General features: G+C 73.2%; 21 protein-coding genes. 10 read left to right on the top strand and 11 right to left on the bottom strand.

The features are described from left to right. Positions 1–25: 25 nt before the first annotated feature. Genes ABZU43_RS14865 through ABZU43_RS14850 form a run of 4 tightly spaced genes read right to left on the bottom strand, consistent with a single transcriptional unit; the run spans position 26 to position 7,605 of the window. Positions 26–2,785, bottom strand: coding sequence for an ABC transporter permease (locus tag ABZU43_RS14865; RefSeq protein WP_355007057.1), 2,760 nt, complete (start codon positions 2,783–2,785; stop codon positions 26–28). Beyond that, positions 2,782–5,946: an ABC transporter permease gene (locus ABZU43_RS14860; protein WP_355007056.1), complete on the bottom strand. Its 3,165-nt coding sequence runs from the start codon at positions 5,944–5,946 to the stop codon at positions 2,782–2,784. Before ABZU43_RS14860 ends, ABZU43_RS14865 begins: the two co-directional genes overlap by 4 nt. A 7-nt stretch (positions 5,947–5,953) precedes the next feature. Next, entirely contained in the window at positions 5,954–6,676 is a 723-nt protein-coding gene (locus ABZU43_RS14855; protein ID WP_355007055.1) for an ABC transporter ATP-binding protein, read from the bottom strand. Then, positions 6,673–7,605 carry an ABC transporter ATP-binding protein gene (locus ABZU43_RS14850; RefSeq protein ID WP_355007054.1) on the bottom strand — a complete coding sequence of 311 codons (933 nt, stop codon included), beginning with the start codon at positions 7,603–7,605 and terminating at the stop codon, positions 6,673–6,675. The genes ABZU43_RS14855 and ABZU43_RS14850 overlap by 4 nt, the downstream gene beginning before the upstream one ends. A 203-nt stretch (positions 7,606–7,808) precedes the next feature. Between ABZU43_RS14850 and ABZU43_RS14845 the strand changes: the two genes are divergently transcribed. From ABZU43_RS14845 to ABZU43_RS14835, 3 genes are all read left to right on the top strand, one after another. Continuing rightward, positions 7,809–8,327: a sigma-70 family RNA polymerase sigma factor gene (locus ABZU43_RS14845; protein ID WP_355007053.1), complete on the top strand. Its 519-nt coding sequence runs from the start codon at positions 7,809–7,811 to the stop codon at positions 8,325–8,327. Then, the gene (locus tag ABZU43_RS14840; RefSeq protein WP_355007052.1) at positions 8,324–8,791 is read left to right on the top strand and encodes a hypothetical protein; all 468 of its coding nucleotides are present in this window, start codon (positions 8,324–8,326) and stop codon (positions 8,789–8,791) included. Before ABZU43_RS14845 ends, ABZU43_RS14840 begins: the two co-directional genes overlap by 4 nt. 93 nt (positions 8,792–8,884) lie before the next feature. Next, positions 8,885–9,904 (top strand): NAD-dependent epimerase/dehydratase family protein, encoded by a 1,020-nt coding sequence (locus tag ABZU43_RS14835; RefSeq protein WP_355007051.1) that lies wholly within the window; start codon positions 8,885–8,887, stop codon positions 9,902–9,904. Between the two features lie 146 nt (positions 9,905–10,050). Here the strand turns inward: ABZU43_RS14835 and ABZU43_RS14830 are convergent, their stop codons facing one another. Beyond that, positions 10,051–11,025: a nitroreductase gene (locus ABZU43_RS14830; RefSeq protein ID WP_355007050.1), complete on the bottom strand. Its 975-nt coding sequence runs from the start codon at positions 11,023–11,025 to the stop codon at positions 10,051–10,053. 276 nt (positions 11,026–11,301) lie between these two features. On the opposite strand from ABZU43_RS14830, the gene ABZU43_RS14825 reads away from it, so the two are divergent. Next, on the top strand, positions 11,302–11,940 hold the full coding sequence (locus ABZU43_RS14825) for a response regulator transcription factor (RefSeq protein ID WP_124860098.1): 639 nt from the start codon (positions 11,302–11,304) through the stop codon (positions 11,938–11,940). A gap of 16 nt (positions 11,941–11,956) precedes the next feature. Here ABZU43_RS14825 and ABZU43_RS14820 read toward each other — a convergent pair whose 3' ends face one another. Continuing rightward, positions 11,957–13,630 carry a GAF domain-containing sensor histidine kinase gene (locus ABZU43_RS14820; RefSeq protein ID WP_355007087.1) on the bottom strand — a complete coding sequence of 558 codons (1,674 nt, stop codon included), beginning with the start codon at positions 13,628–13,630 and terminating at the stop codon, positions 11,957–11,959. A 97-nt stretch (positions 13,631–13,727) separates the two neighbouring features. Continuing rightward, positions 13,728–14,750, bottom strand: coding sequence for a nitroreductase (locus tag ABZU43_RS14815; RefSeq protein WP_355007049.1), 1,023 nt, complete (start codon positions 14,748–14,750; stop codon positions 13,728–13,730). Between the two features lie 223 nt (positions 14,751–14,973). Between ABZU43_RS14815 and ABZU43_RS14810 the strand changes: the two genes are divergently transcribed. Continuing rightward, positions 14,974–17,319 (top strand): heavy metal translocating P-type ATPase, encoded by a 2,346-nt coding sequence (locus tag ABZU43_RS14810; RefSeq protein ID WP_355007048.1) that lies wholly within the window; start codon positions 14,974–14,976, stop codon positions 17,317–17,319. Positions 17,320–17,365: 46 nt separating this feature from the next. On the opposite strand, the gene ABZU43_RS14805 is transcribed toward ABZU43_RS14810, so the two are convergent. From ABZU43_RS14805 to ABZU43_RS14790, 4 genes are all read right to left on the bottom strand, one after another. Further along, the gene (locus ABZU43_RS14805) at positions 17,366–18,211 is read right to left on the bottom strand and encodes a universal stress protein (RefSeq protein ID WP_355007047.1); all 846 of its coding nucleotides are present in this window, start codon (positions 18,209–18,211) and stop codon (positions 17,366–17,368) included. A gap of 11 nt (positions 18,212–18,222) precedes the next feature. Beyond that, positions 18,223–20,616 carry a phosphoketolase family protein gene (locus ABZU43_RS14800; protein ID WP_355007046.1) on the bottom strand — a complete coding sequence of 798 codons (2,394 nt, stop codon included), beginning with the start codon at positions 20,614–20,616 and terminating at the stop codon, positions 18,223–18,225. A gap of 67 nt (positions 20,617–20,683) precedes the next feature. Continuing rightward, a complete protein-coding gene (locus ABZU43_RS14795; RefSeq protein ID WP_355007045.1) occupies positions 20,684–21,544 on the bottom strand; it encodes a universal stress protein in 861 nt (286 codons plus the stop codon). Between the two features lie 92 nt (positions 21,545–21,636). Next, positions 21,637–21,810 (bottom strand): hypothetical protein, encoded by a 174-nt coding sequence (locus tag ABZU43_RS14790; protein ID WP_355007044.1) that lies wholly within the window; start codon positions 21,808–21,810, stop codon positions 21,637–21,639. Positions 21,811–21,930: 120 nt separating this feature from the next. Here ABZU43_RS14790 and ABZU43_RS14785 point away from each other — a divergent pair, with 120 nt between their 5' ends. From ABZU43_RS14785 to ABZU43_RS14765, 5 genes are all read left to right on the top strand, one after another. Next, positions 21,931–22,167, top strand: a complete 237-nt coding sequence (locus ABZU43_RS14785) for an HTH domain-containing protein (RefSeq protein WP_030336062.1) — start codon at positions 21,931–21,933, stop codon at positions 22,165–22,167. Further along, on the top strand, positions 22,167–22,745 hold the full coding sequence (locus ABZU43_RS14780) for a Clp protease N-terminal domain-containing protein (RefSeq protein ID WP_355007086.1): 579 nt from the start codon (positions 22,167–22,169) through the stop codon (positions 22,743–22,745). Before ABZU43_RS14785 ends, ABZU43_RS14780 begins: the two co-directional genes overlap by 1 nt. Before the next feature lie 93 nt (positions 22,746–22,838). After that, positions 22,839–23,843 carry a diacylglycerol kinase family protein gene (locus ABZU43_RS14775; protein WP_355007043.1) on the top strand — a complete coding sequence of 335 codons (1,005 nt, stop codon included), beginning with the start codon at positions 22,839–22,841 and terminating at the stop codon, positions 23,841–23,843. After that, positions 23,836–24,837, top strand: a complete 1,002-nt coding sequence (locus ABZU43_RS14770; protein WP_355007042.1) for a YihY/virulence factor BrkB family protein — start codon at positions 23,836–23,838, stop codon at positions 24,835–24,837. Before ABZU43_RS14775 ends, ABZU43_RS14770 begins: the two co-directional genes overlap by 8 nt. Before the next feature lie 68 nt (positions 24,838–24,905). Next, positions 24,906–26,396: a phosphatase PAP2 family protein gene (locus ABZU43_RS14765; protein ID WP_355007041.1), complete on the top strand. Its 1,491-nt coding sequence runs from the start codon at positions 24,906–24,908 to the stop codon at positions 26,394–26,396. The last annotated feature ends 4 nt before the right edge of the window (positions 26,397–26,400 follow it).

Below are 26,400 nucleotides of genomic sequence, written 5' to 3'. Positions count from 1 at the left end.
CTCTTTCTTCATGGGTGACAATCGGTCATTCGCCGGCGCGGAGTACCTCACTCAGCCGGTCACGTCGCCGCAGCGCCGACTCGACGGGTACGACGGTGGCCGCCACCGCCAGCAGCGCCACGCTCACCAGGCCCAGCAGCCACCACGGCAGGACCGCCGCCGGGTCGGCGGCCTGGCCGGTGAGCAGCCGCAGGTCGAGCGGGCCGAGCGCCAGGCGGGCGAGCACGGCCCCGAGTAGCGGGCCGCACAGCGCGGTGACCACGACCGGCGGAAGCAACTCGCCGGCGGCGACCCAGCGGACGTCGCGTGGCCGCAGGCCGAGGGTCCGCAGCCGGGTCAGGGTCTGCCACCGCTGCGACGCACCGGCGGCGGCGGCGAGCGTGAGGCCGAGCAACCCCAGCGCCAGCAGCACCGCGGTAGCTGTCCACGCCAGCCGTATCAGCCCTGCCGTCAAAGGAGCCACCCGCTGCGCCCGCAGGACGTCCGTACGCAGCACGACGTCGGAGGCGACTCCGGTGTTCGACACGGCCCGCCCCGCGCCGGGACCGGTCACCCAGACGGTGTTCGCGACGGCGGGCAGCCCGGCGTGGGCAAGGGCCGTGGCGTCCACGATGACGACGTCGTCGACGCCGCCGACGGAGGGAGCGGTACCGACGGTGGCGAGGCGGATCGCCGGGGCGCGTTCGCGGGGGAGTTGCAGCCGCGAGCCGGTGCGCAGATCGCCGGATTTCGAGCGGACCAGCGCCGGGACCTCCCCGGGGCCCGGACCGGGAGCCGTGAGCCGCGCCAGCGCCGGTGCGTCGGGCAGCGGAGTGGTGGCCAGCAGGTGCTGGAACGCGGCGGCGTCCACGATGACCAGGCGTGGGGTGAGCAGCGTCGATTCGGCGAATACGCGTGCCGAGTCGGTCACCTGCGCGACGACGACCTGCCCCACCCCGGGTGCGGCGGCGATGCGCTCGGCGAGTGCGGGCGTGGCGGTCTGGGCGTCCGCGCCGACGTCGAGGCGGGCGTCGGCGCCGACGGTGCTCCACGCGCCGTCGGTCAGGCCCCGGGTGACGGTGGCGCCGAGGATGAGCGCGAACGACGCGAGCGCCGTGGTGCTGACCAGCACCAGCAGGGGCAGCGCGCGTCCGGCCGTAGTGGTCGCCTGGGCGGCACCGAACACGGCCAGGGGGCGGCGTGAGCGCAGGGCCTGTCGGAGCGCGAACCGCGCCCCGAGGGGCAGTAGCCGGAGCAGGACGAGCGCGCCGACGAGCGCGCCCAGGGAGAGGGCGCCGACCGGCAGGATGAGGTCGCCGGTCAGTTCACCGGTGTCGCCGTCGGAGGCGGCGGGCACGAGCCCACGCTGGTGCAGTGTGACGAAGGCGGCGATCGCGGCGATCAGGACAGCGGCCTCCACGGCGGCGCGGCGCAGCTGGCCGGTGGCTCGGATCCAGCGCCGAGCGGCAGGGTTGGCGGGTTGGCGTCGGTCACGGCTGGCGCGGGCGGCGGCGAGGGTGCCGAACGCCGGCCCGGCGACGGCGCCGGCCAGGACCACGGGAACGGCCCAGGTCCAGGCGACGCCCGGAGCGGCCGCGCGTGCGAGTGCGAGCCCGACGGCGGCGGCCGACAGGGACACCACTGCGGACTCGATGACCAGTTCCGCGCCGAGGTCGGGGAGCGCCGCCCCACGCTGCCGGGCGACGCTCAGCACCGGGGTGCGGCGGCGGACCAGCAGGTCGGCGGCGAGCAGCAGGACCAGCACCGCGGCGGTGAGTACCCCGGCGAGCAGGATGGCGGCCTGTGCCGCAGCGGCGTTGTTGCGGGTACGGGCGTCGCGCAGGACGGTGTCGAGCTGCGATTCCCACTTCAGGGACTGGTCGCGGTCGCTCGACGAGCCGGAGGTCGCCTTGAGCTTGACCACCTGGCTGGCGAACGCCGTGGTGGAGTCCGAGGTGAGCGCGTCGGGAACGGGTGCGAAGTGGACGGTGCGTCGCAGTTGGTCCTCGTCGACGGCGAGCCGGGCGTCCGGTAGCGAGTCGCGCGACAGCAGGCCGTTGAACCGGGTGGTCCCGACGCCGTCGACGCCGGGTACGGGGCGCAGCAGTGCCGGGGCGAGTCGCCAGGCCGGGTCGGCGCTGTCCGCGGGTCGGTAGATCCCGCTGACCCGGACGTCCTTGTCGCCACCCTGGCCGTCCTTGACCGTGATCCGGTCGCCGGGGTCGAGGTCGAGTGCGGCGGCGTCCGCCTCGGAGAGGCCGATCTGCACCGGCCAGGGGGGTCCGTCGTAGGGGACCTCGACGTACTCGTCGGACACGGCGGGACCGGGCGGGCTGCCGGCGATCCAGGTGACGTCCGGGCCGCCGAGGTCACCGGCCAGGTAGGTGAACTGGAAGGTACGCGGGGAGCTGCCGTCGGTGATGTTGAGGATCGGGCCGTTGACGACGGCGACGGGTGGGAGCAGCGCGGCGTCCAGGTCGGGCCCGAGCGCTGACGTCGTTCGGGCGAGGAAGGCGTCGACCGCCTCGGCGAGGTTGGGCATCCGGACCCGACCACCGGTCGGTCCGTCGTCGCGTTCCCAGTCGGCGTGTGCCAGGACGTTCGAGTCGGTGCCGGCGTCGCGGACCGTGCCCTGGACGGCGTTGTCGGCGGCGGCGCGGAGCAGCGGCGGTACGGCCCCGGCGAGCAGCGTGACGGTCGCGATGACGGCGGCGGTGAGCAGCAGCGGCCCGACGTCGGTGCGGCCACGGCTGCGGACGCTGGGCCAGTGCGGCGTCGGCCACCGGCGGGTCAGCCACGGGTTCACGGTGCCACCCGCAGGTGCGCGGCATCAGCCCGGCGGACCTGGACGGTGACCACGACGGCGACCGCCAGCACGCATCCGGCCAGCAGGACGGCGAGCAGTGCGGTCTCGGCCGGCCACGGCCAGTGTGGTTGGGCGACCGGGACGGGCGCCGCGCCGGTGTCGGAGCGCACCAGCAGGGGAGCGACGACGCGGGTGGCGAGCGCGCCGACGGCCGTCCCGGCCGCGAGCAGGGGCAGCAGTACGCCGGCATGTTGGCCGAGCAGCACGGCCCGAATGTCGCGCCGGGACATCCCCAGGCCGCGCAGCCGCGCCACCTCGACGGCGCGGACCTGCAGATCGCAGGTGACGTGCAGGACGACGCCGGCGAGCAGCAGCAGTGCGGCGGCCGGGACGATGAGCCGGAGAGCTGCCGGCAGCCCGGCGCTCAGCGGGCCGTCGGTGAGACGGGCGGTCTCCGCCTCGCGGGTCGCGACGGTGCCCAGGTGCAGCGCGGTGGCCCGCTCGGCGGCACCGGGTTCGGTCGGGCGGCCGACCCACCAGGCGTCGACCGGGAACGTCAGGTCGCCGGTGACGACGCGTGCGCGGGACAGCGTGTCCAGATCGGCCAGCACGGCGGCGGCACCGGGGGTGGACGGTACGGTCGGGATGACCTCGGTGACGACCACCGTGACGGGCGTGATGCCGACCGTGACGCTGAGTTTGCTGCCGCGATCGGCGCCGACCTCGCTGGCGAAGTGGTCGGAGACGGCGACGGGCACCGGGCCGGGGTCCGGGAAGGCGGTGGCGACGAGGGTCCGGGCGGCGTCGTCGGCGCCGGCGAGGTCGACTGTCGTTGCCATCCGCAGCGCGGTTCCCGTCGGCGTGGCGGACATCATGACCGTCGGGTCGACCAACCTGCCCGGGACCGGCGGCGCGGACGTGGCGGTCCAGTCCGACCCGTCGGTGGACCTGTCCGCCGAGCTGGCGGGTGGCACGGTGAGCGTGACGGCCACGGCGACGCGTCCGCCGACCGGGTCGGCGGCGATTGGCAGGGCGACAGCGACGAGCCGCAGTCCGTCGGCGGACGCGCAGTCGGGCAGCCGAACCTCCCGACCGTCGAGCGGTACGGGGGGACCGGTGCAGGATGTGCGCAGGCCGGTGGCGTCCTGCAGCAGCAGTTGGGGCGTCACGGCGAGCGGGGTGCCGCCGGAGGCGGTTCCGCTCAGGACGAGCGGGGCACCGGCCGGGACGGCGAGGCCGGTGACCCGGGTGCGTGGTGCCAGCGCGGCGCCGACGTCCGCCCATCCGCGCTCGCTGTCGAGCCGCCCGCGCAGCAGCGCGTCGGCGCGGGTGGTGTCGACGGCGACCAGACGCGGCGCGTCGCCGGCGGTGCCGAGCCACTGACCGACAGTGGTGCCACGGTCGAGGGCCGGGCTCACCGCCCCCGTGGTGGCCGCGCTGACGACGGCGCCGTCTCCGGCCACCGGCGCCGTGCTGAGGGTGAGTGCCAGGTCGGTGCCGACGGCGAGCGCGGCCTGGTCGCGTTGCGACTGGTGCCACGTGCTGTCGAAGGCGAGGCCGAAGGTGCCGGCCGCGCAGGCCAGCCCGACGAGCAGACCGGCGGCGACCGCTTGTGGCCGGCGGGCAGCCTCGGAGACCGCCAGCGGAAGCGCCAGCCCGCGGGCGCGATACGCCAGCCGGTCGGCACCGCGCAGGGCGGGGAGTACCACCCGGAGAGCCAGGGCGGCACCTGCGGTGAGCAGCAGTGCCGGCGCGAGCACCCGGACCGCGTCGGCGCGTGGGCTGGCGGTGGTGGGCTGCGCGTACAGCTGCCACCACCCGACGGCGGCGAATACCGCGAGCAGCAGGTCGGCGCCGGATCGGGCCAGCAGTTCGCGGCGGGTACGTCGCTCGCCGGCCGCCGGGACGGGTCGGATCGCCAGGACGGTGAGTACGGCGGCGAGCACCAGCGCGCCACCGACGACCGCGAGGACCTGGACGCCGGAGACGGCTGGCCGGACGGTCAGGCCGGCGTCGTCCAGAGGTGGCAGGTGGGTCAGACCGGCGTGCAGGGCCGACGAGGCAGGTATCGCGAACGCGACGGCCACGGCGGCGACGAGCCCGGCCTCGAGTGTCGCGGTGGCGGCGAGTTGGCGACGGCTGGCGCCCAGGGCGGCCCGCAGGGCGGTCTCGTCGGCGCGGATGCCCGCGGTCAGCCGGCCCGCGAGGACAAGTGCTGTCGCGGCCAGGACACCGCCGAGGACGGCGACGGCGAGCACGACGGCGGCGGTGACGTGCCGTTGGTCGTCGGCGGCCCGCAGGGTCAGCGGCAGGTCGGAGGCGACCCGTGCGAGCTGGACGCGCTCGCCGAGCGTGCCGGCCAACCGGCGGTCGGCGTTGTCGACGGCCCCGGCCACGGTCTCCAGGTTGCTGCGGTTGTTGCGGGACAGGTCCGGATGGGCGGTGACCTCCATCCGGTCGACTGTGGCGCCGGTGGTGACCAGGTCGGCGAGGTCGACGAGGAACGGGCCGTAGGCGTTGACCGGCTGCATGAAGCGGCCGTCCCGGTAGCCGATGGCCGAGCCGGCCGCGGCCAGCGGGTCACGGTCCCAGCCGCGTCCCGCGAGGGGGCGCACCACACCGACGACTGTCACGTCGATGGCCGGGACGGGCGCGTGGGCCAGTTCGGCGCCGAGGCGTACCCGGCGACCGGGGGTGAGGCCGAGCAGTTGTGCGGTGGACTCCAGCAGCACCGCGTCGCCCGGGTGCTGTGGCCAGCGCCCGGTGACCAGCTCGGCTCGGGTCGGCAGGTCGTCCAGCCCCGACAGGTAGGCCTGCGGCGGGACTGTGGTGCCCGTGGCGAGCGTGGGCGGCAGCGCCCGCAGCACCGTCGACGCCCGCGCGGTTGTCGTCACCGGGATCGGTGCGAGCGTGGAGGCCACCACGGTACGGGTGTCGGCGGCGACGGACTGCGTGTCGCGGCCCTCGACGGTGCCGGTGTAGACGGTCACGTCGACGTCCGCGGGGGCGGCGCGGGCCATGGCGACCTCCAGCGCCCGCTCGGCGGTGCGGGTGACGAGCAGGGTGCAGGTGCCCAGCAGGGTCGCGCCGATCGTGACGACCCCGAGGAGGGCTGCCAGCAACGGCCACTGCGCGCGGGCGCGCCGGCTGACCAACCTCATCGTCGCGTCACCCGGCGTCCGGCACGGGTACGTACGGCTGCCCGGCCGCCTGTTCGTCGAGCTGACCGTCGTGGATGCGGATCACCCGGTCGGCCAGGGCCATCATCACCGCGTCGTGGGTCGACACCAGTACCGTGACGCCCTCGGATTCCACTATCCCGCGCAGCAGCGCCATCACCGACAGGCCGGTCTCGGCGTCCAGTTGCCCGGTGGGCTCGTCGGCGAGCAGGAGCTTGGGTGAGGCGGCCAGCGCGCGGGCGATCGCCACCCGCTGCTGCTGGCCGCCGGACAGCTCGGCCGGCCGCTGCCGGGCGTGGTCGGCCAGGCCGATCAGCTCCAGCAGCAACTCGACCCGCCGCTCGCGCTCGGTTGGGGCGACGCGGGCCATCCGCAGCGGGGCCGCGACGTTCTCCGCTGCCGACAGCACCGGGATCAACCCGAAGCTCTGGAAGACGTACGACACCTTGTCGCGTCGCAGCCGGGACAGGCCGTCCTCGTCGAGTGCTGTCACGTCGGTGCCGTCGACGTGCACGGTGCCGGCGTCCGGGCGGTCCAGGCCACCGATGACGTTGAGCAGGGTGGTCTTGCCCGAGCCGGACCGGCCGACCAGCGCCACCATCGAACCGGCGGTCACGTCGAGCGACACGCCGTTCAGGGCGTGCACGACGGTCGGCCCGGTGCGAAAGCGCCGGTGTACGCCGCGCACGCTCAGCAGCGGCTCGCTACTCATTCGCCGCTTCCCGAGTCGGGGTGGATCGTGATGTGGTCGGGTTCCAGGGCCAGCCGGACCCGTCGGGTCAGCGCCAGCGCCTGGCGGAACTCGCGGGGCACCTGGACCCGCCCGGCCCGGTCCATCACGGCGTACTCCTCGGCGATCATGTGCGTGTCGCCCTCCGCGTCGGTGGTGGTGCGGCGCAGCACCTCGCTGCTGGTGCGCCCGTCCCGGATCGCGACGGTCCGTTCGACCTGGCCGCTGACCTCCGGGTCGTGGGTGACCACGACGACGGTGACGCCGTAGCGCCGGTTGACGTCGCGCAGCACACCGAAGACCTCGGCGGACGTGGCGGCGTCCAGCTCGCCGGTCGGCTCGTCGGCGAGCAGGACCCGCGGCTGGTTGGCCAGTGCCACCGCGATCGCGACCCGCATCTGCTGCCCTCCGGAAAGTTGCCCGGGGCGGCGATCGGCGCAGTCGGCGACACCGAGGCTGTCCAGCAGCTCGGCCGCGCGCTCCCGGCGTTCCTGCTTCGGGGTACGGGCCGCCGTCATCGGCAGGTCCACCATCTCCCGTGCGGTCAGGTAGGGGATCAGGTTGCTCGCCGTCTGCTGCCGTACGAACCCGACGGTGTGCCGTCGGTAGTCCACCCGGTCCGCGCGGGACATCGTCAGCAGATTCCACTCCTCGACCCGGACCCGCCCGGCGGTGGGGGCGTCGATGCCGGCCAAAATGGACAGCAGTGTCGACTTGCCCGAGCCGGAGGCACCGACGACGGCGACCAGCTCGCCGCTCTCCACGGCCAGGTCCAGTCCCTGCAGTGCCTGCACCTCGATCGAACCGGTCTGGTAGATCCGCACCAGGTTCTCGCAGACGATGAGCGCGTCGTGGCCGAACTCGGGTGCCCGCGCGGAGGGCTGCGGCAGGGACAGCGGGGTGCTGGACATTCCCTGCTCCGTCCGGGTTGTGCTGAGGCAGATTGAAGCAGTTTCGCAATCGGCGGCTTCGTTGACCATGCCCGGGGTGGCTTTCCTGCATTCTGGGCGGGGGTCTACCGTCGCGACCCTCCACCCGCCGAGGCCGGTTCTCGCTGTGGCGGGTCGTGAACCTGCCGGGCTTCCACGCCGACTGAACAGGCGAAGGAGGGCCGATGAGCGATGAGTTGCTGGTGGTCCGCTGCCAGTTGGGTGAACGGGAGGCGTTCGCCGAGCTGGTGCAGGGCTGGCATCCGGCGGTCGAACGGTACGTCGGGCGGATGCTCGGTGGGTCCGACGACGATGTGGTGCAGGAAATCTGGTTGGCGGTCTTCAAGGGGTTGCCAAAGTTGCGGCAGCCGGACCGGTTCACCCCGTGGCTGTTCATCATCGCCCGGCGGGCGGTGATGAACCGGCTGCGGGACGCGTACGCCCGCCCGGAGCCCGAACCGATCGACGACCTGCCCGGCGGCGACGAGGCGCAGGAGGTCGTCGACCGGGAGACGCTGGCCGGGGCGCTGGCGGCGCTCCCCGCCCGGGAACGGGAGGTGCTTCTGCTGTTCTACCTGGAGGACCAGCCGCTGGACGCCTGCGCGCTGATCTGCGGCGTACCCGTCGGCACTGTCAAGTCGCGGCTCAACCGGGCCCGCAGGTTGTTACGTCACGAGCTGGTGCGGAAGGGGTACGAGGCATGACTCCGGAAGAGGTGCTGGCGCGACTGGACGCGCCGTTGTCGCTGCGCAGGCGGGTCGGCTACCTGGCCCTGGCCTTCACCGGTCTCACCGCGAGCGCCCTGATCGGCCTGCTCTGGGCCACCGAGCCCGGGTTGCCGACGCGCACCAACGTGGCCTTCGCCGTCCTGGTGGCGATCGGCCTGTGCTGGGCGGCGTTCGGTGGTTGGGCCGTGACTCGACGGACTCCGCTGTTCGCCCGGGATCGGGTGGTCGCCGGCTGGCTCGGCGTCGGAGCCTGGCTGGCATTCAGCGTTGGCGCGCTGATCATCAGCCTGCTGCGACACGAACTGGAGCCGGCGCTGCTGGGCGTTGTGCTCCTGCTCGGCGCGGTGGCGGCCCTGAACCTGCGGGCGGCCCGTCGGGCACGCGCGGCGCTGCTGCGCCGCAGGAGCGTGCTGGCCGGACCGGCGACCGACAACAGGTGAACGGAGACACCACCGTCCGGTTCTGCCACGGGCAGATCCGCTGCCGGCGAACGGGGATGCCCTTCGCCGACCGGTGCCAGCAGGGTGGAGCGCATGAGACTGCTGGTGCTGGGTGGTACGGGATTCGTGGGCGGGGCCACCGTCGCCGAGGCGGTACGCCGCGGCTGGTCGGTGACGGTGTTCAACCGGGGGCTGCACGGCACGGTGCCGTCCGGCGTACACCGGTTGCGGGGTGACCGCACCGCGCCAGACGGTCTGGCCGCGCTCGCCGGCGGCGAGTGGGACGTCGCTGTGGACACCTGGGACGGTGCGCCGAGGGCCGCCGGCGACGCCGCACGCGCCCTGGTCGACACGGTCGGCTACTACGTGTACGTGTCCAGCGGCTCGGTCTACACCGACCATGCCGCAGCGGGGTTGCACGAGGACTCCCCGGTGGTGGACGCCGACCCGGGCTCCGTCGACGGCGACTACCCGCAGCTCAAGGCCGGTGCCGAGCGCGCCGTGCGGGAAGTGTTCGGTGGGCGTGCGCTGGTCGCCCGGGCCGGCCTGATCCTGGGCCCGGGCGAGGACATCGGCCGGCTGCCCTGGTGGCTACGGCGCATCGAGCGGGGCGGGGACGTGCTCGCCCCCGCCCCGGCCGACCTGCCGGTGCAGTACGTCGACGTCCGCGACCTGGCGGGGTGGATGCTCGACGCGGGCACCCGGAAGGTGGGCGGCACGTTCAACGCGGTCGGCCGTCCGACGCAGACCACGATGGGCGAGCTGCTCGACGCGTGCGTTGCCGCCACCGGTGCCGACGCCCGGTTGCGGTGGACCGATCCGGCGTCGATCCTCGCCGCCGGGGTGCAGCCGTGGAGCGACCTGCCGATCTGGCTGCCGCGTGGCCACCCGTACCGGGGGTTGCTGGAGCAGGACGTGACCCGGGCCCTCGCTGCCGGATTGACCTGCCGGCCGGTGGCCGAGACCGTCGCCGACACCTGGCGGTGGCTGCGCGAGGTCGGTGCGGTTCCGCCGCGCGCCGGGCGACCGCACCGCAGCTCGATCGGGTTGGACCCGACCCTGGAGGCGACGGTGCTCGCCGTACAGGAATCAGTGACCCCGGGTGCAGACTAAGCGATCATTAAGGTCTCTCGTCCCATTTGCCATAACGCACGGTCATCGGCATAGACAAAATCTGTGAGGCATCCCTACAGTTCGGCCGACTAGTTTTCATTGTCACGGGGGATCTTTGATGACCGCTAGCCGCTGGCTGCTTGGCGTCAGGAACGCGCCACCGGCAGGTCCAGCACCTCGTCGACACCCCGGCGTGGGGTCGGCCGGCCCGGTTGGCCGTACCCGATGCGCAGCACCATCTGCGGCGCGCCGAACCGCCCCAGCGACACCCGTAGCTGCTCCCGGGCGGTGGGCACCTCGATCGGCTGGGACAGCATCGACACGCTCAACCCCGAGTCGATGGCGGTGAGCAGCACCCGTTGCAGGGCCTGCCCGGCGACGACCTGGTCGATGGCGGTGTTGCCGATCGAGCCGAGCACTCCCACCAGCGGCTCCGGTTCGAAGTCTCGTCCCGGCGCCCGGTCGCGCCCACCGAAGCCGCGCGTCGGCAGCACGTCCTGCGGCTCGTACTGGGGGCCGCCGGCCGCGGCCGGTACGCCGTCCGGCGTGGGCTCGTGACGCAGCCACTGTTCCCGCTCGGCGCGGTACGCCGGGTCGCGCTCCAGGACCCGGTGGGCGCTGCGGGCGATCTCACCGAATGCCGTCACCGCGCTCACCCCGATCAGCATCTCCAGCCAGCACCCCTCGGCGCGGGCCGCCTCACCGAGGCGCCACCGCGCGTCGGACGGCACCGGGTCTGGCCAGAACGGCAACCGGTTGCTGAACCGGCGGGGGATGGCCGCGTGCAGGCTCTGCTCGGCGGGTGTGGGCCGGCGCGGGATGTCCGGCACCAGCCGAGCCAGCAGATCCGGTTCGGCCGGGTCGGGGCGCAGCCGTAACTGGGCCGGGACGCCGGCCACGGCCAGCGCGACCCGCAGGTTGAACAGCGCGGCACCGCAGGCGATCCGTACGCCCCAACCGCTCGGATCGGTTGCCGGCAGGCGCCGGGTCGGATCGGCCAGCACCTCGATACCGCCGTCGCGCAGCCGTAGCCGCCACGGCTGGGTGTTGTGCAGCGACGGCGCGCGGACCGCGTCTGCGGCGGCGGCCCGCAGTTGATCTGTGGTGTAGCCGATGTCCATGGCGGTGATCCCTTCCGGTGGTCCGGTCGTCGAGCCGCGACGGCCGGCGCACTCCTACAGTCCGCCCACCGGGAGCGCGCCGAGCAGTGCCAGACGTCCCGATCCACCGGGCCCGACCGCCCGGGCCGGGACCACGTCGAGTCCCTCTGCGGGCCGAGGTGGTCCCGGCCCGGGCGCCGCGCACCGACGCCATTCGGGACGACGTAGGGCCCGGAGCCCGGCGGGTCGGGACCTTCGGCCCGTGCACCCGCCGCCCGGCACCTGTAGAAACGAGGGATGATCCGGGTTTTCCTCCTCGACGACCATGAGGTCGTCCGCCGTGGCCTGGCCGACCTGTTGCAGAGCAGCGGCGACATCGAGGTGGTCGGCGAGTCCGGCTCGGCGCAGGAGGCGGCCCGCCGCATCCCGGCGCTGCGGCCCGACGTGGCGATCCTCGACGCGCGGCTGCCGGACGGCAACGGCATCGACGTGTGCCGCGACGTCCGCGCCGTCGACTCGTCCATCAAGGGGCTGATCCTCACCTCGTACGAGGACGACGAGGCGCTGTTCGCGGCCATCATGGCCGGTGCCGCCGGGTATGTGCTCAAGCAGATCCGTGGCACCGACCTGGTCGACGCGGTGCGTCGCGTCGCGGCTGGGCAGTCGCTGCTCGACCCGGCGATCACCACCCGGGTGCTGGAGCGCATCCGCAACGGCGTCGAGCAGCCGCGCGAGCTGAAGTCGCTCACCGAGCAGGAGCGGCGGATCCTGGAGTACGTGGCCGAGGGGCTGACCAACCGGGAGATCGCCGGTCGGATGTTCCTGGCGGAGAAGACGGTGAAGAACTACGTCTCCAGCGTGCTGGCCAAGCTGGGCCTGGAGCGCCGCACGCAGGCCGCCGTTCTGGCCACGCGTCTGCTCGGCAAGGCGCCCTGACCCGGGTCGCGAAAGTTCAGTCGCGCAGCGGCACGGCCCAGCACACCTTGGTGCCGTGCGACTCGGCCGCGGTGACCGTGAAGGTGCCGTCGAGGCGGCTGGCACGTTCGCGCAGGTTGACCAGGCCACCCCGGGCGTCGGCCGGGTCGCAGCCCACCCCGTTGTCGGTGACCGTCACGGTGACCTGGCCGGAGTCGACGCGTACGGCGACGTCGACGCGGGTGCACTGCGCGTGGCGGACCACGTTCGACAGCGCCTCGCGCAGCACAGCGGCGAGGTCCGGGCGGATGGCGTCCGGCACGGCGCTGTCCACCGGCCCGGAAAGCTCCAGGTGCGGCTTGAAGCCCAGCGCTTCCGCGGCAGCCTCGATCGCCGCCCGGATCTCGGTGCGCAGCTCCGAGGTCATCGGCGTACGCAGCTCGAAGATCGTCCGGCGGATGTCGCGGATGGTGGCGTCCAGATCGTCGACCGCCGCGTTGATCCGCTTGGCCACCTCCGGGCGGGCCATCGGGGCGGCGCTCTGGAGTTGCAGGCCGGTGGCGAAGAGTCGTTGGATCACCACGTCGTGCAGGTCGCGGGCGATCCGCTCGCGGTCCTCCAGAACCACCAGCAGTTCCCGTTCCTCCTGGGCGCGCGCCCGTTCCATGGCCAGCGCGGCCTGCCCGGCGAAGCTGCCCAGCAGCGTCAGGTCCTCCTCGCTGGCGCCACCGCCGCGCTCCGGCCGGTGCGCCACGATCAGCACGCCATGCAGGGCCTCGGCGGTGGTGAGTGGCGAGATCATCGCCGGGCCGGTGTGCAGCAGCGCCGGCCACGGCGCGGCGTGCGCCAGGTCGTCCACCTGGTCGTGCCGGCCCTCGGCGACCGCCGCGCCGAAGCTGGTGTCGGCGGCGGGCAGGACCGCGCCGACGAGCGCGTGGGCCTGCTCGTCGGCGCCGTCGACCACCTCCACGGAGAACTGCTCGGTGTCGCTGTCGTAGAGCAGCACCAGCGCCAGCTCGGCCTCGGCGACCTCGCGGGCTCGGCGGGCGACCAACGCCAACGCATCGGTACGGCGTACCTCGCCCAGCAGCACCGTGGTGATCTCGGCGGTGGCGGCGAGCCAGCGTTCCCGCCGATGCGCCAGGGCGTACAGGCGGGCGTTCTCGATGGCCACGCCAGCGGCGGCGGCGAGCGCGACGACGATCTCCTCGTCGTCCTCGGTGAACTGGGCACCGCCCTGCTTCTCCGCCAGGTAGAGGTTGCCGAAGATCTGGTCGCGGATGAGGACCGGCACGCCCAGGAAGCTGTGCATGGGCGGGTGGTTGGCCGGGAACCCGTAGGAGCGGGGGTGCTGGGTGATGTCGGGCATCCGCAGCGGCCGGGGATCGTCGATGAGCAGGCCGAGCACGCCCCGCCCGTGCGGCAGGTCGCCGATCTGCTCGTGCTGCTCGGGCGTGATGCCGTGGACGATGAAGTCGTGCAGCAGCCGGTCCGGGCCGACCACGCCGAGCGCGCCGTACCGGGCGCCGACCAACTCGCAGGCCGCCTGCACGATGCGTTGCAGGGTGGTGCGCAGATCCAGGTTGGTGCCGATGCCGACCACCGCGTCGAGCAGGGCCCGCAGGCGCTCCCGGCTGGTCATCACCTCACCGACCCGGACCAGCATCTCCTGCAACAGCTCGTCGAGGCGGACCCGCGACAGAGGGCTCAGCCCGAGCGACGGGGTCGCTGGCGATTCCCGAGGGGGTTGCGGCGCGCTGCTGGTCACCGGGCGATGGTAGCGCCGGTGACTTTTCTGGCCGAGACCGTCAACCGTGCTCGCCCCGGACCGCGGAGGTGTCGACCACCTGCGCGGTGGCCAGCCGCGGCGTGTGCGGCGGACCCGCCTGCGTCGGTTCCGCGATGCCCAACCGCAACGCGATGTACGGGAAGCCGATCCCGGAGAGCATCTGACGCAGGGTCTGCCGGGTGCCCGGCACCTCCACCACCGCGCTGAGCGGCACCACGGACACGCCAAGCCGAGTGGCGGTCAGCCAACCGGCGGAGAGCGCCTCGCCGGCGCGCAGCCAACTGTCCCGCTCGTCCTCGTCGCCGTGCAGCATCGCGTACACCGCCATCCGGTCGTGGCCCGGGCCCACGGGGAGGCTGCCGGGGCGGCCGAAGTCGCGGCCCGGCACGGTGGTCTGCGCAGGCTGCTCGGGCAGCACCTCGGCGGGCAGGCCGGTGCCCTCGCCGGCCCGGCTGGTCCAGTACGCCAGCTCGGCGCGCAGCTCCGGATCCTCGGCCTCGACCGTGTCGGCGTGCCCGGCGGTGGCGGCCAGCTCCAACATCTCGTCGCGGTCGAGGATCTGCAACCGACAACCCTCGGCGGTGACCGCCCGGGTAATCTCCTCGATCGCGGTGGGCGGCACCGGCTCGTCGCTGACCGGCCGCCGGTCGGTGTGCCGGACCTGCATGCACTGCACCATGCGCATGGCGTCCGGGTCGGCCGTGGTGTGGCTGAGGTCGGTCAGCCGGGCCAGTAGCTCGCTGTCGGCCGGGTCGGGCAGCCGTTGCACCACGGCTCGCCACCCTTCGGCGGCCAGCGCCAGTCGGGCGTGGTGCAGGGCGGTGCCGCAACTGATCGCGAGCAGTCGACCCTCTGGATCGCTGGCGGCGAGCTGTCGGTCGGCGACCGAGCGCAGCTCCAGCGCGTCGGGCAGCACCCGCCAACGCCACGGCTGGGTGTTGTGCACCGAGGGGGCGTGGCCGGCTGTGGCGGCGGCCTCCGCCAGCGCGGTGGTCAGCTGACTTTCCTGACTCATGGTCACGACCTTTCCGTCTCTGCTCATCGTGCCTCACGACGCGGTGCTGTACCGGGTTGCCGCCTCATCCTGTGGCATCCGGTGCCGTCCGCGCAGGGGTCGCAGGTCCCGACCCCGCCGGGTCGTTACGCCCATCGCCTCGACCCGCCGCCCGTCCGGGCATCGTGCGGTCCGCCGCAGATGATTGCCGCTTGGCTGGCGAAAGCCCCGTGTCCGGCCCGTGGCGGCCCAGTGCTGCGACGATGCGCAGGTGAGGACGGAGGCGACCGAGTGTGTGCCGGAGCAGCCGGCCCGACGCCGTATCCGCCGCTGGTGGGCGTGGGCGCCGCTGGTCGGGCTCACCGCCGCAGTGCTGGCGGGTGCGGTGCTGCGGATCGCCGGCCGGGCCGGCGCAGCCGACCTGATCTGGGCGGCCGTCACGGTGGTCGCGCTGCTGCCCGCCGTCTGGTCGATGTTGCGGGCGTTCTGGCACCGGCACTTCGGCGTGGACGTGATCGCCGTGCTTGCCCTGGCCGGCGCGCTCGGGGTCGGGGAGTACCTGGCCGGGGCGGTGATCGCGGTGATGGTGGCGACCGGACGGTCATTGGAGGCGTACGCGCAGCGCCGGGCGACCCGCGACCTGCGGGCCCTGCTGGAGCGCGCTCCGCGTACCGCACGTCGGCGTGGGCCTGGCGGCGCGATCGAGGTGGTGCCGCTGGACCAGGTGGCGGTGGAGGACCGGTTGCTGGTCGGCCCGGGGGACGTGGTGCCGGTCGACGGGACCATCGACGATGCGGCCACCCTGGACGAGTCGGTGGTGACCGGGGAGTCGCGGCTGGTCCAGCGGACGGCCGGTGACGCGGTGGCCAGCGGCGTGGTCAACGCCGGAGCCGGGTTCGGCATGCGGGCGACGAAGAGCGCGGCACAGAGCACCTACGCCGGAATCGTCCGGCTGGCCGAGGAGGCCACCGCCCACAAGGCCCCGATGGTCCGGTTGGCGGACCGGTACGCCGCCGCGTTCGTGCCGTTCACGCTGGTTCTGGCCGGGTTGGCGTGGCTGCTCTCCGGCGACGTGGTCCGGGCGGTGTCGGTGCTGGTGGTCGCCACCCCCTGCCCGCTGCTGCTGGCCACCCCGATCGCGATCGTGTCCGGCCTGTCCCGGGTGGCAAGGCGCGGGGTCCTGGTCCGCGACGGTGGCGCGCTGGAACTGCTCGGCCGGGCCCGGACATTGCTGGTGGACAAGACCGGCACGCTGACGGCCGGCCGCCCGCGCGCCGCGGAGACGGTGGTCGCCCCGGGCGGAGACCGGGACGAGGTGCTGCGGCTGGCCGCCTCGGTCGAACAGCTCTCCCCACACGTGCTGGCCGCCGCGCTGGTCCGGCAGGCCCGGGAGCGCGGGCTGGCGCTGACCGAGCCGACCGGGGTCACCGAGGAGCCGGGCCGGGGGGTCAGCGGCCGGGTCGACGGGCGGCTGATCCAGGTCGGCCAGTTCACCGGCGAGCTGCCCGACTGGGCGGACCGGGCGCGGGCCCGCACCGAGCTGGCCGGTTGGTCCGCGGTGTGGGTCAGCGACGAGGGTGGCGTGCTCGGCGCGATCCTGCTGGAGGATCCGGTGCGCCCCGACGCCCGCCGAACCGTACGCCGGCTGCGCGCGGCAGGGCTGCGGCGCATCGTGATGGTCACCGGTGACCAGCCGGCCACCGCCGCTCAGGTCGCCGAGGCGGTCGGCGTGGACGACGTACTCGCCCACTGCACGCCGCAGGAGAAGGTGAACCGGGTACGGGCCGAAGCCGACCGGGCGGTCACCGTGATGGTCGGCGACGGGGTCAACGACGCTCCTGCACTGGCTGAGGCGCACGTCGGCGTGGCGATGGGTGCGACCGGCGCGAGCGCCTCGGCGGACGTGGCCGACGCGGTGCTCACCGTGGACCGGCTGGACCGGCTCGCCGACGCGGTGGAGATCGCCCGGTACGCCCGGCGGATCGCCGTGCAGAGCGCCACCGTCGGGATGGCGTTGGCCGTGCTGGCGATGCTCGTGGCGGCGGCCGGGCGGCTGCCCCCGGTCGCTGGCGCGTTCCTTCAGGAGGGCATCGACGTGCTGGTGATCCTCAACGCGCTGCGGGCACTGGGAGGTGGGCTGCGCCGGCGCGACGTCCCGCCGCGCACCCGGGAGTTGCTCGCCCACTACGCGGCGGAACATCAGGCGGTCCGCGACGTGCTGGCCGGGTTGCGGGACAGCGCCGACCTGGTCGCCACCGACCCGGCCTCGCCGAGGTGCCTGCCGGCGGTACGCGAGACGCACCGCCGGTTGACCGAACGCGTGGTGCCGCACGTGACTGCCGAGGAGCGACAGCTCTACCCCGCGCTGGCCGCCCCGCTGGGCAGCGAGGAAGCGACGTCGACGATGAGTCGGGCACACGTGGAGATCCGCCGCCAGGTGGACCTGCTCGGCGCCCAACTCGCCCAGACCGCCGACGGCCGGCCGCGCCCCGATCAGGTTCCCGACCTGCTGGCCACCCTCTACGGGTTGGACGCGGTGCTGCGCCTGCACCTGGCTCAGGAAGAGGAGGAGTTCTTCTCCCTCGACCCGTCCGACCCGACGACCGCCCGGCGGTGACCCCGGGCCAGGTCGCGCATCCCGGTGCGGCCCCGCCCGGTGGATGTCAGCGTTCGCGGACCACGGCGACCGGGCAGTGGGCGTGCTGGATGAGCTGTTGGCTGACCGAGCCGAGCAGCATTCCGGCCAGCCCGCCCCGGCCGCGGCTGCCGACCACCACCAGCTGCGCGTCCCGGCTCGCCTCGATCAGCATGGCCGCCGGGCTGGTCGGGACCAGATCGACGGCGATGGTCAGCTCGGCGAACGTCCGCCGCCACGGCTCCAGCGCCTGCTCCACGGCGGCCCGCTCGTCGGGCACCCCGGCCTCGGCGTTGGGGCCCGGTGTCCAGGCGTGCAGGACGCGCAACGGCACCTGACGCTGTGCCGCCCGTTCGGCCGCGAAGCCGAGCGCCACCAGCGACGGTTCCGAGCCGTCCACGCCGACCGCCACCGGGCCGGCCAGGGCTTTGTCGGCTCCGTCCCGGACCACCACGACCGGGCAGTGAGCGTGCGCGGCGACCGAGACCGCCGTCGACCCGGCCAGCAGGCCACCGAATCCGCCGTGCCCCCGGCTGCCGAGCACCAGCATCCCGGCCTCCGCCGAGCGTTCCTGCAACACCAGCGCGGGCGGCCCGTCGTACACCTCGCCGGTGATGGTCAGCCCGGGGTTTGCCGCTGTGGCGTCCGCCGCGGCCTTGCGCACCAGGTCGTCGACCTGTCGGCGGGCGGTGTCGTCAGGCCACACGCCGGGGGCCACGCCCGGGCCGACCCAACTGGCCACCGTCAGCCATTCGAAGACGTACGCCAGCCGCACCGGCTGGCCGCTGTGCCGCGCCTCGTCGATGGCCCAGTTCAGGGCCATCGAGGCGTCGGTGGAGCCGTCATAGCCGACCAGGATCTCCGCGTTGCGCACGTCGTCCTCCTTCAGGGGGTGGTCGGGTCGGTTTCGCGGACCCAGCGCCATTCGGCGACCTGGGGGTCGTCCTCGCCGTACTGGCGGGTGTAGTCGCGTGCCGCCTGCCGGGCGTCGACCATCCGTTGGCGCAGGTGCGCGGCGCTGGCGGCCAGCCCGGGCACCCGGTCGATCACGTCGATGACCAGGTGGAAGCGGTCCAGGTCGTTGAGCATCACCATGTCGAACGGGGTGGTGGTGGTGCCCTCCTCCTTGTAACCGCGCACGTGCAGGTTCTCGTGGTTCGTGCGGCGGTAGGTGAGTCGGTGGATCAGCCATGGATAACCGTGGTACGCGAAGATGATCGGCCGGTCCTGGGTGAAGATGGTGTCGAACTCGTTGTCGGTCAGGCCGTGTGGATGCTCGGTGTCCGGCTGGAGGCGCATCAGGTCGACCACGTTGACCAGGCGCACCTTCAATTTCGGCAGGTGCTGGCGCAGCAGTTCGGCGGCGGCCAACGTCTCCAGGGTTGGCACGTCTCCGCAGCAGGCGAGCACCACGTCCGGTTCGGTGTCGCCGTCGTTGCTGGCCCACTCCCAGATGCCCAGGCCACGCCGGGTGTGCTGGATCGCCTCGGTCATCGTCAACCAGTTCGGGGCGGCCTGCTTACCGGCCACCACCACGTTGATGTAGTGCCGGCTGCGCAGGCAGTGGTCCATCGTGGCGAGCAACGTGTTGGCGTCCGGCGGCAGATAGACCCGCACCACCTCAGCCTTCTTGTTGACGACGTGGTCGATGAAGCCCGGGTCCTGGTGGGAGAAGCCGTTGTGGTCCTGCCGCCAGACGTGGCTGGAGAGCAGGTAGTTCAGCGAGGCGATCGGCTGCCGCCAGGGGATGGCCCGGGTCACCTTCAGCCACTTGGCGTGCTGGTTGAGCATCGAGTCGACGATGTGGATGAACGCCTCGTAGCTGGTGAACACGCCGTGCCGGCCGGTCAGCAGGTAGCCCTCCAGCCAGCCCTGGCACAGGTGCTCGGAGAGCACCTCCATGACCCGCCCGTCGGGGGAGAGGTGGTCGTCGCCGGGCACGGTGGCGGCCACCCAGGCCCGGTCGGTCACCTCGAACGCCGCACCCAGCCGGTTGGACGCGACCTCGTCCGGGCCGAACAGCCGGAACGTCTCCGGATTGGCGCTGATGACGTCGCGGATCCACGGGCCGAGCACCCCGGTCGCGCCGGCGAGCGGTGTACCCGGTTCGGGAACCTCCACGCCGTAGTCGCGGAAGTCGGGCAGGGTCAGGTCGCGCAGCACCACGCCGCCGTTGGTGACCGGGTTGGCGCTCATCCGCCGATCACCGCGCGGCGGCAGCGTCAGCAGCTCCTCCACCGGCGCGCCGGTCGCGTCGAACAGCTCCTCCGGCCGGTAGCCGCGCAGCCAGCGCTCCAGCTCGGCCCGGTGCGCCGGGTTGTCGCGTACGCCCGACAGCGGCACCTGGTGGGCGCGGTAGGTGCCCTCCACCTGGGTGCCGTCGACCTCACTCGGGCCGGTCCAGCCCTTCGGCGTCCGCAGAATGATCATCGGCCAGCGGGGGCGTTCGACGACGCCTCCGGAGCGGGCCCTCCGCTGGATCTCGGCGATCTCGCTCAGCACGCGGTCCAACGTCGCGGCGAGGGTCCGGTGCACCCGGGCGGGTTCGTCACCGGCCACCACGTACGGCTGGTAGCCCGATCCACGCATGAGGTCCAGCAGGTCGTCCTCGGGGATCCGGGACAGCACCGTCGGGTTGGCGATCTTGTAACCGTTGAGGTGCAGGATGGGCAGCACCGCGCCGTCACGGGCCGGGTTGAGGAACACGTCGGAGAGCCAGCTGCCGGCCAGCGGCCCGGTCTCCGCCTCGCCGTCGCCGATCACGCAGGCCACCAGCAGGTCCGGGTGGTCGAACGCGGCGCCGTAGGCGTGGCTCAACGCGTACCCCAGCTCGCCGCCCTCGTGGATCGAACCCGGCACGTCCGCCGCGACATGGCTGGGGATGCCGCCCGGGAAGGAGAACTGGCGGAACAGCCGGGACATCCCGGCCTCGTCGCGCGCCACGTCGTGGTAGCGCTCCGACCAGGTGCCCTCCAGCCAGGTGTTGGCCACGATGGCCGGGCCGCCGTGGCCGGGGCCGGTGACCAGCATGGCGTTGAGGTCGCGCGCCACGATCACCCGGTTGAGGTGGGCGTAGATCAGATTGAGGCCGGGGCTGGTACCCCAGTGCCCGAGCAGTCGGGGTTTGATGTCGTCGGGGGTCAGCGGCTCGCGCAGCAGCGGATTGTCCAGCAGGTAGATCTGCCCGACGGTGAGGTAGTTCGCGGCGCGCCAGTAGGCGTCCAGCCGGCGCAGCTCGTCGTCGGTGAGGGCGTGGTGCACGTCGAGAGCGGTCTCCATCATGCTGCCTCTCGCGGGTAGGAGTGGGGCCTCCGGCGTCCAGCCTGGCCGGTGCGGACGCCCGGGGTCAGGGCCGTTGGTCCCGCGCCGGGCGGGCACCGGGCCCGGTCAGCGGCGCCTCGGCCAGGCCGCGGACGACGACCACCGGGGCCGGGGAGTGGTAGAGCAGGGACTGGGCGACCGCGCCCAGCATGGCCCGCCCCGGCTCGTCGCCGCGGGCGGCGACCAGCGCCACCTGCGCGTTACGGGAGGTGTCGACCAGCACGTCGGCGGGGTCGCCGCGTACCACGCGACACTCGGTCGGCACGGTGTTGTCGCGGCCGGCGTGCCGGGCCATTGCCTCGTTGAGCTGCTCGGCGACCGCGTCGGTGTCCTCGTCGTACTCCACCACCCGCAGGGCCAGCAGTCGGGCGTCGCGGCGGGCCGCGCACTTCAGGGCCCACTGCAGGGCGAGGTGTGAGCTGGGCGAGCCGTCGACGCCGACCAGCACCGGGCCCTGCGGTGGCGGCTCACGCCGGACCACCAACAGGGGGCAGCCGGCCCGGGCGGCCAACTGCACGGCTGTCGTCTCGGCCGGAACGCACTGACCGCTGCCCGCCATGCCGCTGTCGCCGACGGCCAGCAGGAAGGCGACCTCCGAGCGGCGGATGAGGGTGGGTAGCACGGAGCTCTCGACGATCTCGCCGCGTACGGTCAGCCCTGGCTCGGTCCGGTGGGCGAGTTGGGCGGCGCTGGTGATCAGTTTTTCGGCCCGGTCGCGGGGTGCGGCGACGGTGTCCGCGGCGAAGGCCGCGCGCCAGTCGAAGGTGTGCAGCAGGTGCAGTGGCCGGCCGTGTCCGGCGGCCTCCTGCGCGGCCTGTTCGACGACCGGGAGGTCGAGTTCCGACCCGAGGCCGACCAGCACCGCTGCGTCGGCGGGTGCGGCCATCCGATATCACCTCCCGGGCGTCGCGCCCGGCACGACCAAGCTGTCCCTGACCGAGGGTAGTCGGATGAGCACGGCAGCGTAGCGTCGTTGCGTTATCGCCCGCTCGCCCGACCGGAGAGGACCCGGTCCCAGTCGACGGTGCGGGCCCAGTCGGCGTAGCGGTGCCAGGCGACGTCGGGGTACGTGGCGTGCAGCGCGTCGACGTCGACGAAGTCGGTGTTGTCCTCGAAGCGCTGGAACATGTCGGCGATCTCGTCGCCGCCCACTGCCGGACCTGGTCCAACGGCAGTTGCTGGTACGGGATGTGCGCGGAGGCTGCTGTCACCGCGAACGGATCATGTCAACCAGGGTTGACAGGCAGGGAGTTGTCAACGTATGTTGACGGCATGAGCCAGGCCACAGAACTAGCGGCGGCAGCCGGCAGCACCGACCCCCGGGTCGGGCTGCGCGCCGTCCGCGCGCTACGCCGGCTCCTCGAGCGGCTCGAGGTGGTCCAGGTCGACAACGCCCGACGGCAGGGCTGGTCCTGGCAGGAGATCGCCGACACGCTCGAGGTCAGCCGGCAGGCAGTGCACAAGAAGCACGCCGGGCGACCGGCGGTCAACTCATCCTGGGAGGCGTGATGTTCGAACGGTTCACCGACCGGGCACGCGACGTGGTGCGACGGGCGCTGGAGGAGGCGCGGGTCGAGGGCCAACGCCCGGTCGGCACCGAGCACCTGCTGCTCGCCCTGCTCGCCGACGACGCCGGGCTGGCCAGCCGGGTGCTCGCCGACGCCGGGGTACGCGCCGACGACCTGCGCGAACGCGTCCGCCGGCACACAGTCAGCGGCGGCGCCGGCCTCGGCGACGCGGACGCGGCGGCCCTGCGGGAGATCGGCATCGACCTGGCCGCGATCGTGGCCCGCATCGAGCAGTCCTTCGGCCCGGACGCGCTACGGGAGGCGGTGCCGGCGCCGCGCCGCCGCTGGGGGCGTAGGCGCTACCTCGGCGGCCCGTTCTCGCCCCGCTCGAAGAAGGCGCTGGAGCTGTCCCTGCGGGAGGCTCTGCGACTGCGACACAAACACATCGGCACCGAGCACATCCTGCTCGGGGTGCTCCGGGAGGGCAACGGGCTGGGGGCGTTGGTGCTCACCGAGTCCGGGGTGGACCTCGACGATCTGCGCCGGCGGGTGGAGCTCGCACTGCGGGCAGCGGCCTGACGGGTGGGGCCGGGTTGAAACCTGTCTGTGGCACTTCCGACGCGCGCTGGTCGCCGGGTCGCTGAAGCCGTCCGGGTGCTGCACACTGACGCCGTGGATGCTGGACAGGACAGGCGGCCCTCGGGCGGCGACGGCGGGCTGCGCTCCGCGGTGGTGGTCAACCCGGTCAAGGTCGACGATCTCGACGAGTTGCGTCGTACCGTCGACGACGCCCTGACCGCGGCCGGCTGGCCCGCGCCGCAGTGGTACGAGACGACAGTCGACGACCCGGGTCGCGGCCAGACCGAGCAGGCCGTCAAGGCCGGCGTCGACCTGGTCTTCGCCTGCGGGGGCGACGGCACCGTGATGTCCTGCGTCAGCGGGTTGGTCGGCACCGACGTCGCCCTCGCCGTGCTGCCGCAGGGCACCGGCAACCTGCTCGCCGCCAACCTGGGGCTCTCCACCGACCTGGCCGCCGGGTTGCAGGTCGCCGTCGAACGCGGTCGACGGCTGCTCGACGTCGGCGCAGTCGAGGACAAGTACTTCACAGTGATGGCCGGCATGGGCTTCGACGCCCAGATGCTCGAAGCCACCAACGAGACCACCAAGGCCCGCATCGGCTGGCCGGCGTACGTGATGGGTGCCGCCCGCCACCTACGGGACCGGCCGATGCGGGTGCAGATCCGCATCGACGACCGGCCCCCGGTGCGCCGCCGGGCCCGTTCGGTCCTGATCGCCAACGTCGGCCGGCTGCAGGGTGGCGTGACACTGCTGACCGAGGCCGAGCCGGACGACGGCTGGCTCGACGTCGCCGTGCTCACTCCGAACAATCTGCGGCACTGGCTGGCGCTCGGCTGGGCGATCGTCCGCCGTAGCGGCCAGGTGCCGCGGCTGGAGGTGTTCCGGGGCAAGCGCGTGGTGGTCACCAGCAACCGGGCCCACCCCCGGGAGTTGGACGGTGACCTCATCGCCCCTGGCCGGCAACTCGAGGCCGAGGTCCGGCCGCAGGCGCTCTGGCTCTGCGTCCCCCAGCCCGAGGACGCCCCCGACCTGGCCGTCGACGCGCAAGGTGCCGGGGAGCGGGGCGAGCAGCTGATCGAGGAAGCGCGCCGTGAGTAGCACCCGGATCGTGCCGGAGACCCGGCTGATGGCCGACGAGGAGCTGTCCGCCGACGACGCCTGGCACACACTGCGCCGGCAGGGCGGCTGGCACCTGCTGCGGGACGCGTTCATCCGGTTCCGCTACGGCGACGGGTTCAGCCACTCCCGGGCCTTCGCGCTGCAACTCTGTCTCGCCGTGGTGCCGTTCCTGATCGCCCTCACCGGGCTGATCAGCGAGCTGGGCGTCCGGGAGGGCGGCCAGGTGGTCGCCGACACCGTCCTGGCGCTCACCCCCGGCCAGAGCGAGCAGGTGGTCTCCGAGCTGCTCGGTGAGGGCGAACGCGTCGAGGACGCCGGTGAGCTGGCGCTCACCCTCGGTCTGCTCACCGGCCTGTTCGCGCTCACCACCACGATGGCCCAGATCGAGCGGGGCGCCAACCGCATCTACGGCGTCGAGCGGGACCGCCCGGCGTTGCGCAAATACCTGCGGGCCGCCGTGCTGGCCGTCACCGCCGGCCTGCCCGCCCTCGCCGGCTTCCTGATCCTGGTCGGCGGCGGCGCGATCGGCGACTCGGTGCGCGAACACTACGAGTGGGGCGCGCTCGCCAACGGCATCTGGGACGTGATCCGCTTCCCGCTGAGCCTCGGGCTGACCGTCGTCGCCGTCGCAGTGCTGTTCCGACAAGCGCCGCGCCGCAACCAGCCCGGCCTGTCCTGGCTGTTCTTCGGAGCCGGCATCGCCACCGCGCTGTGGTGGCTTGCCAGCCTGCTGCTCGCCGCGTACGTGCGGTTCAGTGACGGTTTCGGGCAGACCTACGGCGCCCTGACCGGCATGATGGCGCTGCTGCTCTGGGCCAACCTGACCGGGATGGCGCTCTTCGGCGGGCTGTCCTTCGCCGCGCAACTGGAGGCGCTGCGCATTGGCGTGCGGGAGCCCGCCCAACCGGATCTGTGGGAGCCCGACCCGGACCGCGCCGAGCTGTACGACACCGGGGACATGTCGGCGCTCTAGCGCTGTTGCGTGTACGACGGACGCAGATCGGGTAAAGCGCCTCGCCAGACAGGAAAGGGAGGTGCGGGGTGGCCGCGGTCAAAGAGGTGGCGCACCGTCCGGTCGGTCATTTCGCCGAACGGAGCATTGCCGGTCTGGTGGCCGTCACCGGTGCCGGGGTGGCCTTCGGGCTGCTGTTGTTGCTCGTCCGGGTGCAGTGGAGCCCGTTGCAGGACGTCGACCACGGGCTCGCCGAGTGGTTCAACGGGCTCGTCGCCCCGCACCACGCGCTGGTCACCGTGCTCCAGGCGGTGACGGACCTGGGCGGCCGGCCGATCCTCATCTGGCTGGTCACCATCGCCGTGGTCGGTCTGCTGATCCGGCGGCAGCCCCGACTCGCCGTTTACCTGATCATCACGGGGGTCGGTGGCCTGATCCTCGACCCATCACTGAAGACGCTTGTCGGCCGGCTCCGCCCGGTGGTGGACGTGCCGATCGCCAGCGCGCCCGGCAACAGCTTCCCGAGCGGGCACGCGCTCGGCTCGTTCGTCGCGTACGGAGCGCTGCTGCTGGTGTTCCTGCCGGCGATGGCACCCCGCTGGCGCAAGCCGGCCATCGTGGGCGTCGGTGTGCTGGTGGCGCTGGTCGGGCTGACCCGGATCGCGCTGGGCGTGCACTACGTCTCCGACGTGCTGGCCGCCTGGCTGCTCGGGGCCGCCTGGCTGGGCGTCACCGCGTACGCCTTCCGCCTGTGGCGGCGGGAGCGGGGGAAGCCGGTGCCGCCGCTGACCGAGGGCCTGGAGCCGGAGGCGGGGCACGACATCGCCCCCGCCCCGGCCGAGGAACACGTGCTGGCCCATCCCCGCTCGGCGGTGGCCGAGCTGCTGGTCGGCTGGGTGATCGTGTTCGGCGCGCTGTACGGCTTCGGCACGTACGTCAGCTACCACGCCAAGGGCACCTTCTTCGACACCCTCGACACGGAGGTGCCGCAGTGGTTCGCCGAACGGCACACCGAGGTGCTGACCGACATCAGCTGGTGGTGGAGCAAGTTCGGTGACACCCATGCCATCCTGCTGATCTCGCTGGTGTTCTGCCCGCTGGTGCTGGCGGTGTGGAGGCGCTGGCGCCCGGTGCTCTTCGTGGCGCTGGCGATGGTGGGGGAGTTGACCCTCTTCCTCGCGTCGGCCCGCGCGGTGGACCGGCCGCGTCCGCCGGTGGAGAACCTGGACGGGCAGATGCCCACCTCGTCGTTCCCGTCCGGGCACATCGCGGCCACGATCTGCGTCTGGCTGGCGATCACCCTCATCGTGTTCCCGCGTACCGACCGGTGGTGGCGTTGGATCTTCGTGGCGCTGGCCGTGATCATGCCGGTCGGGGTGGCCACCTCCCGGATGTACCGGGGGATGCACCACCCCACCGACTTCATGGGCGCGATCCTGCTCTCCGCGCTCTGGATCGGCTTGCTCTACCTGGTGATCCGACCGAACGAGGACCTGAAGGAAGGCAACCAACCGGCCATCGAGTCGGAGGACGTGGACACCCTCGACGACGAGCTGGCGCGGGCCGGCAGAGCTGACTGAGCGC

The organism is Micromonospora sp. NPDC005205 (assembly GCF_040608275.1).
In the GTDB taxonomy this organism is placed as follows: Bacteria; Actinomycetota; Actinomycetes; order Mycobacteriales; family Micromonosporaceae; genus Micromonospora.
This window is presented reverse-complemented; position numbering and strand designations above follow the sequence as displayed.

Coding starts and splice junctions, on each gene's coding strand:
- ABZU43_RS14840 (WP_355007052.1), top strand. CDS start 8,324: ATGACTCCGGAAGAGGTGCTGGCGCGACTGGACGCGCCGTTGTCGCTG.
- ABZU43_RS14860 (WP_355007056.1), bottom strand. CDS start 5,946: ATGAGGTTGGTCAGCCGGCGCGCCCGCGCGCAGTGGCCGTTGCTGGCA.
- ABZU43_RS14815 (WP_355007049.1), bottom strand. CDS start 14,750: ATGAGCAGAGACGGAAAGGTCGTGACCATGAGTCAGGAAAGTCAGCTG.
- ABZU43_RS14850 (WP_355007054.1), bottom strand. CDS start 7,605: ATGTCCAGCACCCCGCTGTCCCTGCCGCAGCCCTCCGCGCGGGCACCC.
- ABZU43_RS14800 (WP_355007046.1), bottom strand. CDS start 20,616: ATGGAGACCGCTCTCGACGTGCACCACGCCCTCACCGACGACGAGCTG.
- ABZU43_RS14795 (WP_355007045.1), bottom strand. CDS start 21,544: ATGGCCGCACCCGCCGACGCAGCGGTGCTGGTCGGCCTCGGGTCGGAA.
- ABZU43_RS14785 (WP_030336062.1), top strand. CDS start 21,931: ATGAGCCAGGCCACAGAACTAGCGGCGGCAGCCGGCAGCACCGACCCC.
- ABZU43_RS14845 (WP_355007053.1), top strand. CDS start 7,809: ATGAGCGATGAGTTGCTGGTGGTCCGCTGCCAGTTGGGTGAACGGGAG.
- ABZU43_RS14830 (WP_355007050.1), bottom strand. CDS start 11,025: ATGGACATCGGCTACACCACAGATCAACTGCGGGCCGCCGCCGCAGAC.
- ABZU43_RS14825 (WP_124860098.1), top strand. CDS start 11,302: ATGATCCGGGTTTTCCTCCTCGACGACCATGAGGTCGTCCGCCGTGGC.
- ABZU43_RS14835 (WP_355007051.1), top strand. CDS start 8,885: ATGAGACTGCTGGTGCTGGGTGGTACGGGATTCGTGGGCGGGGCCACC.
- ABZU43_RS14780 (WP_355007086.1), top strand. CDS start 22,167: ATGTTCGAACGGTTCACCGACCGGGCACGCGACGTGGTGCGACGGGCG.
- ABZU43_RS14855 (WP_355007055.1), bottom strand. CDS start 6,676: ATGAGTAGCGAGCCGCTGCTGAGCGTGCGCGGCGTACACCGGCGCTTT.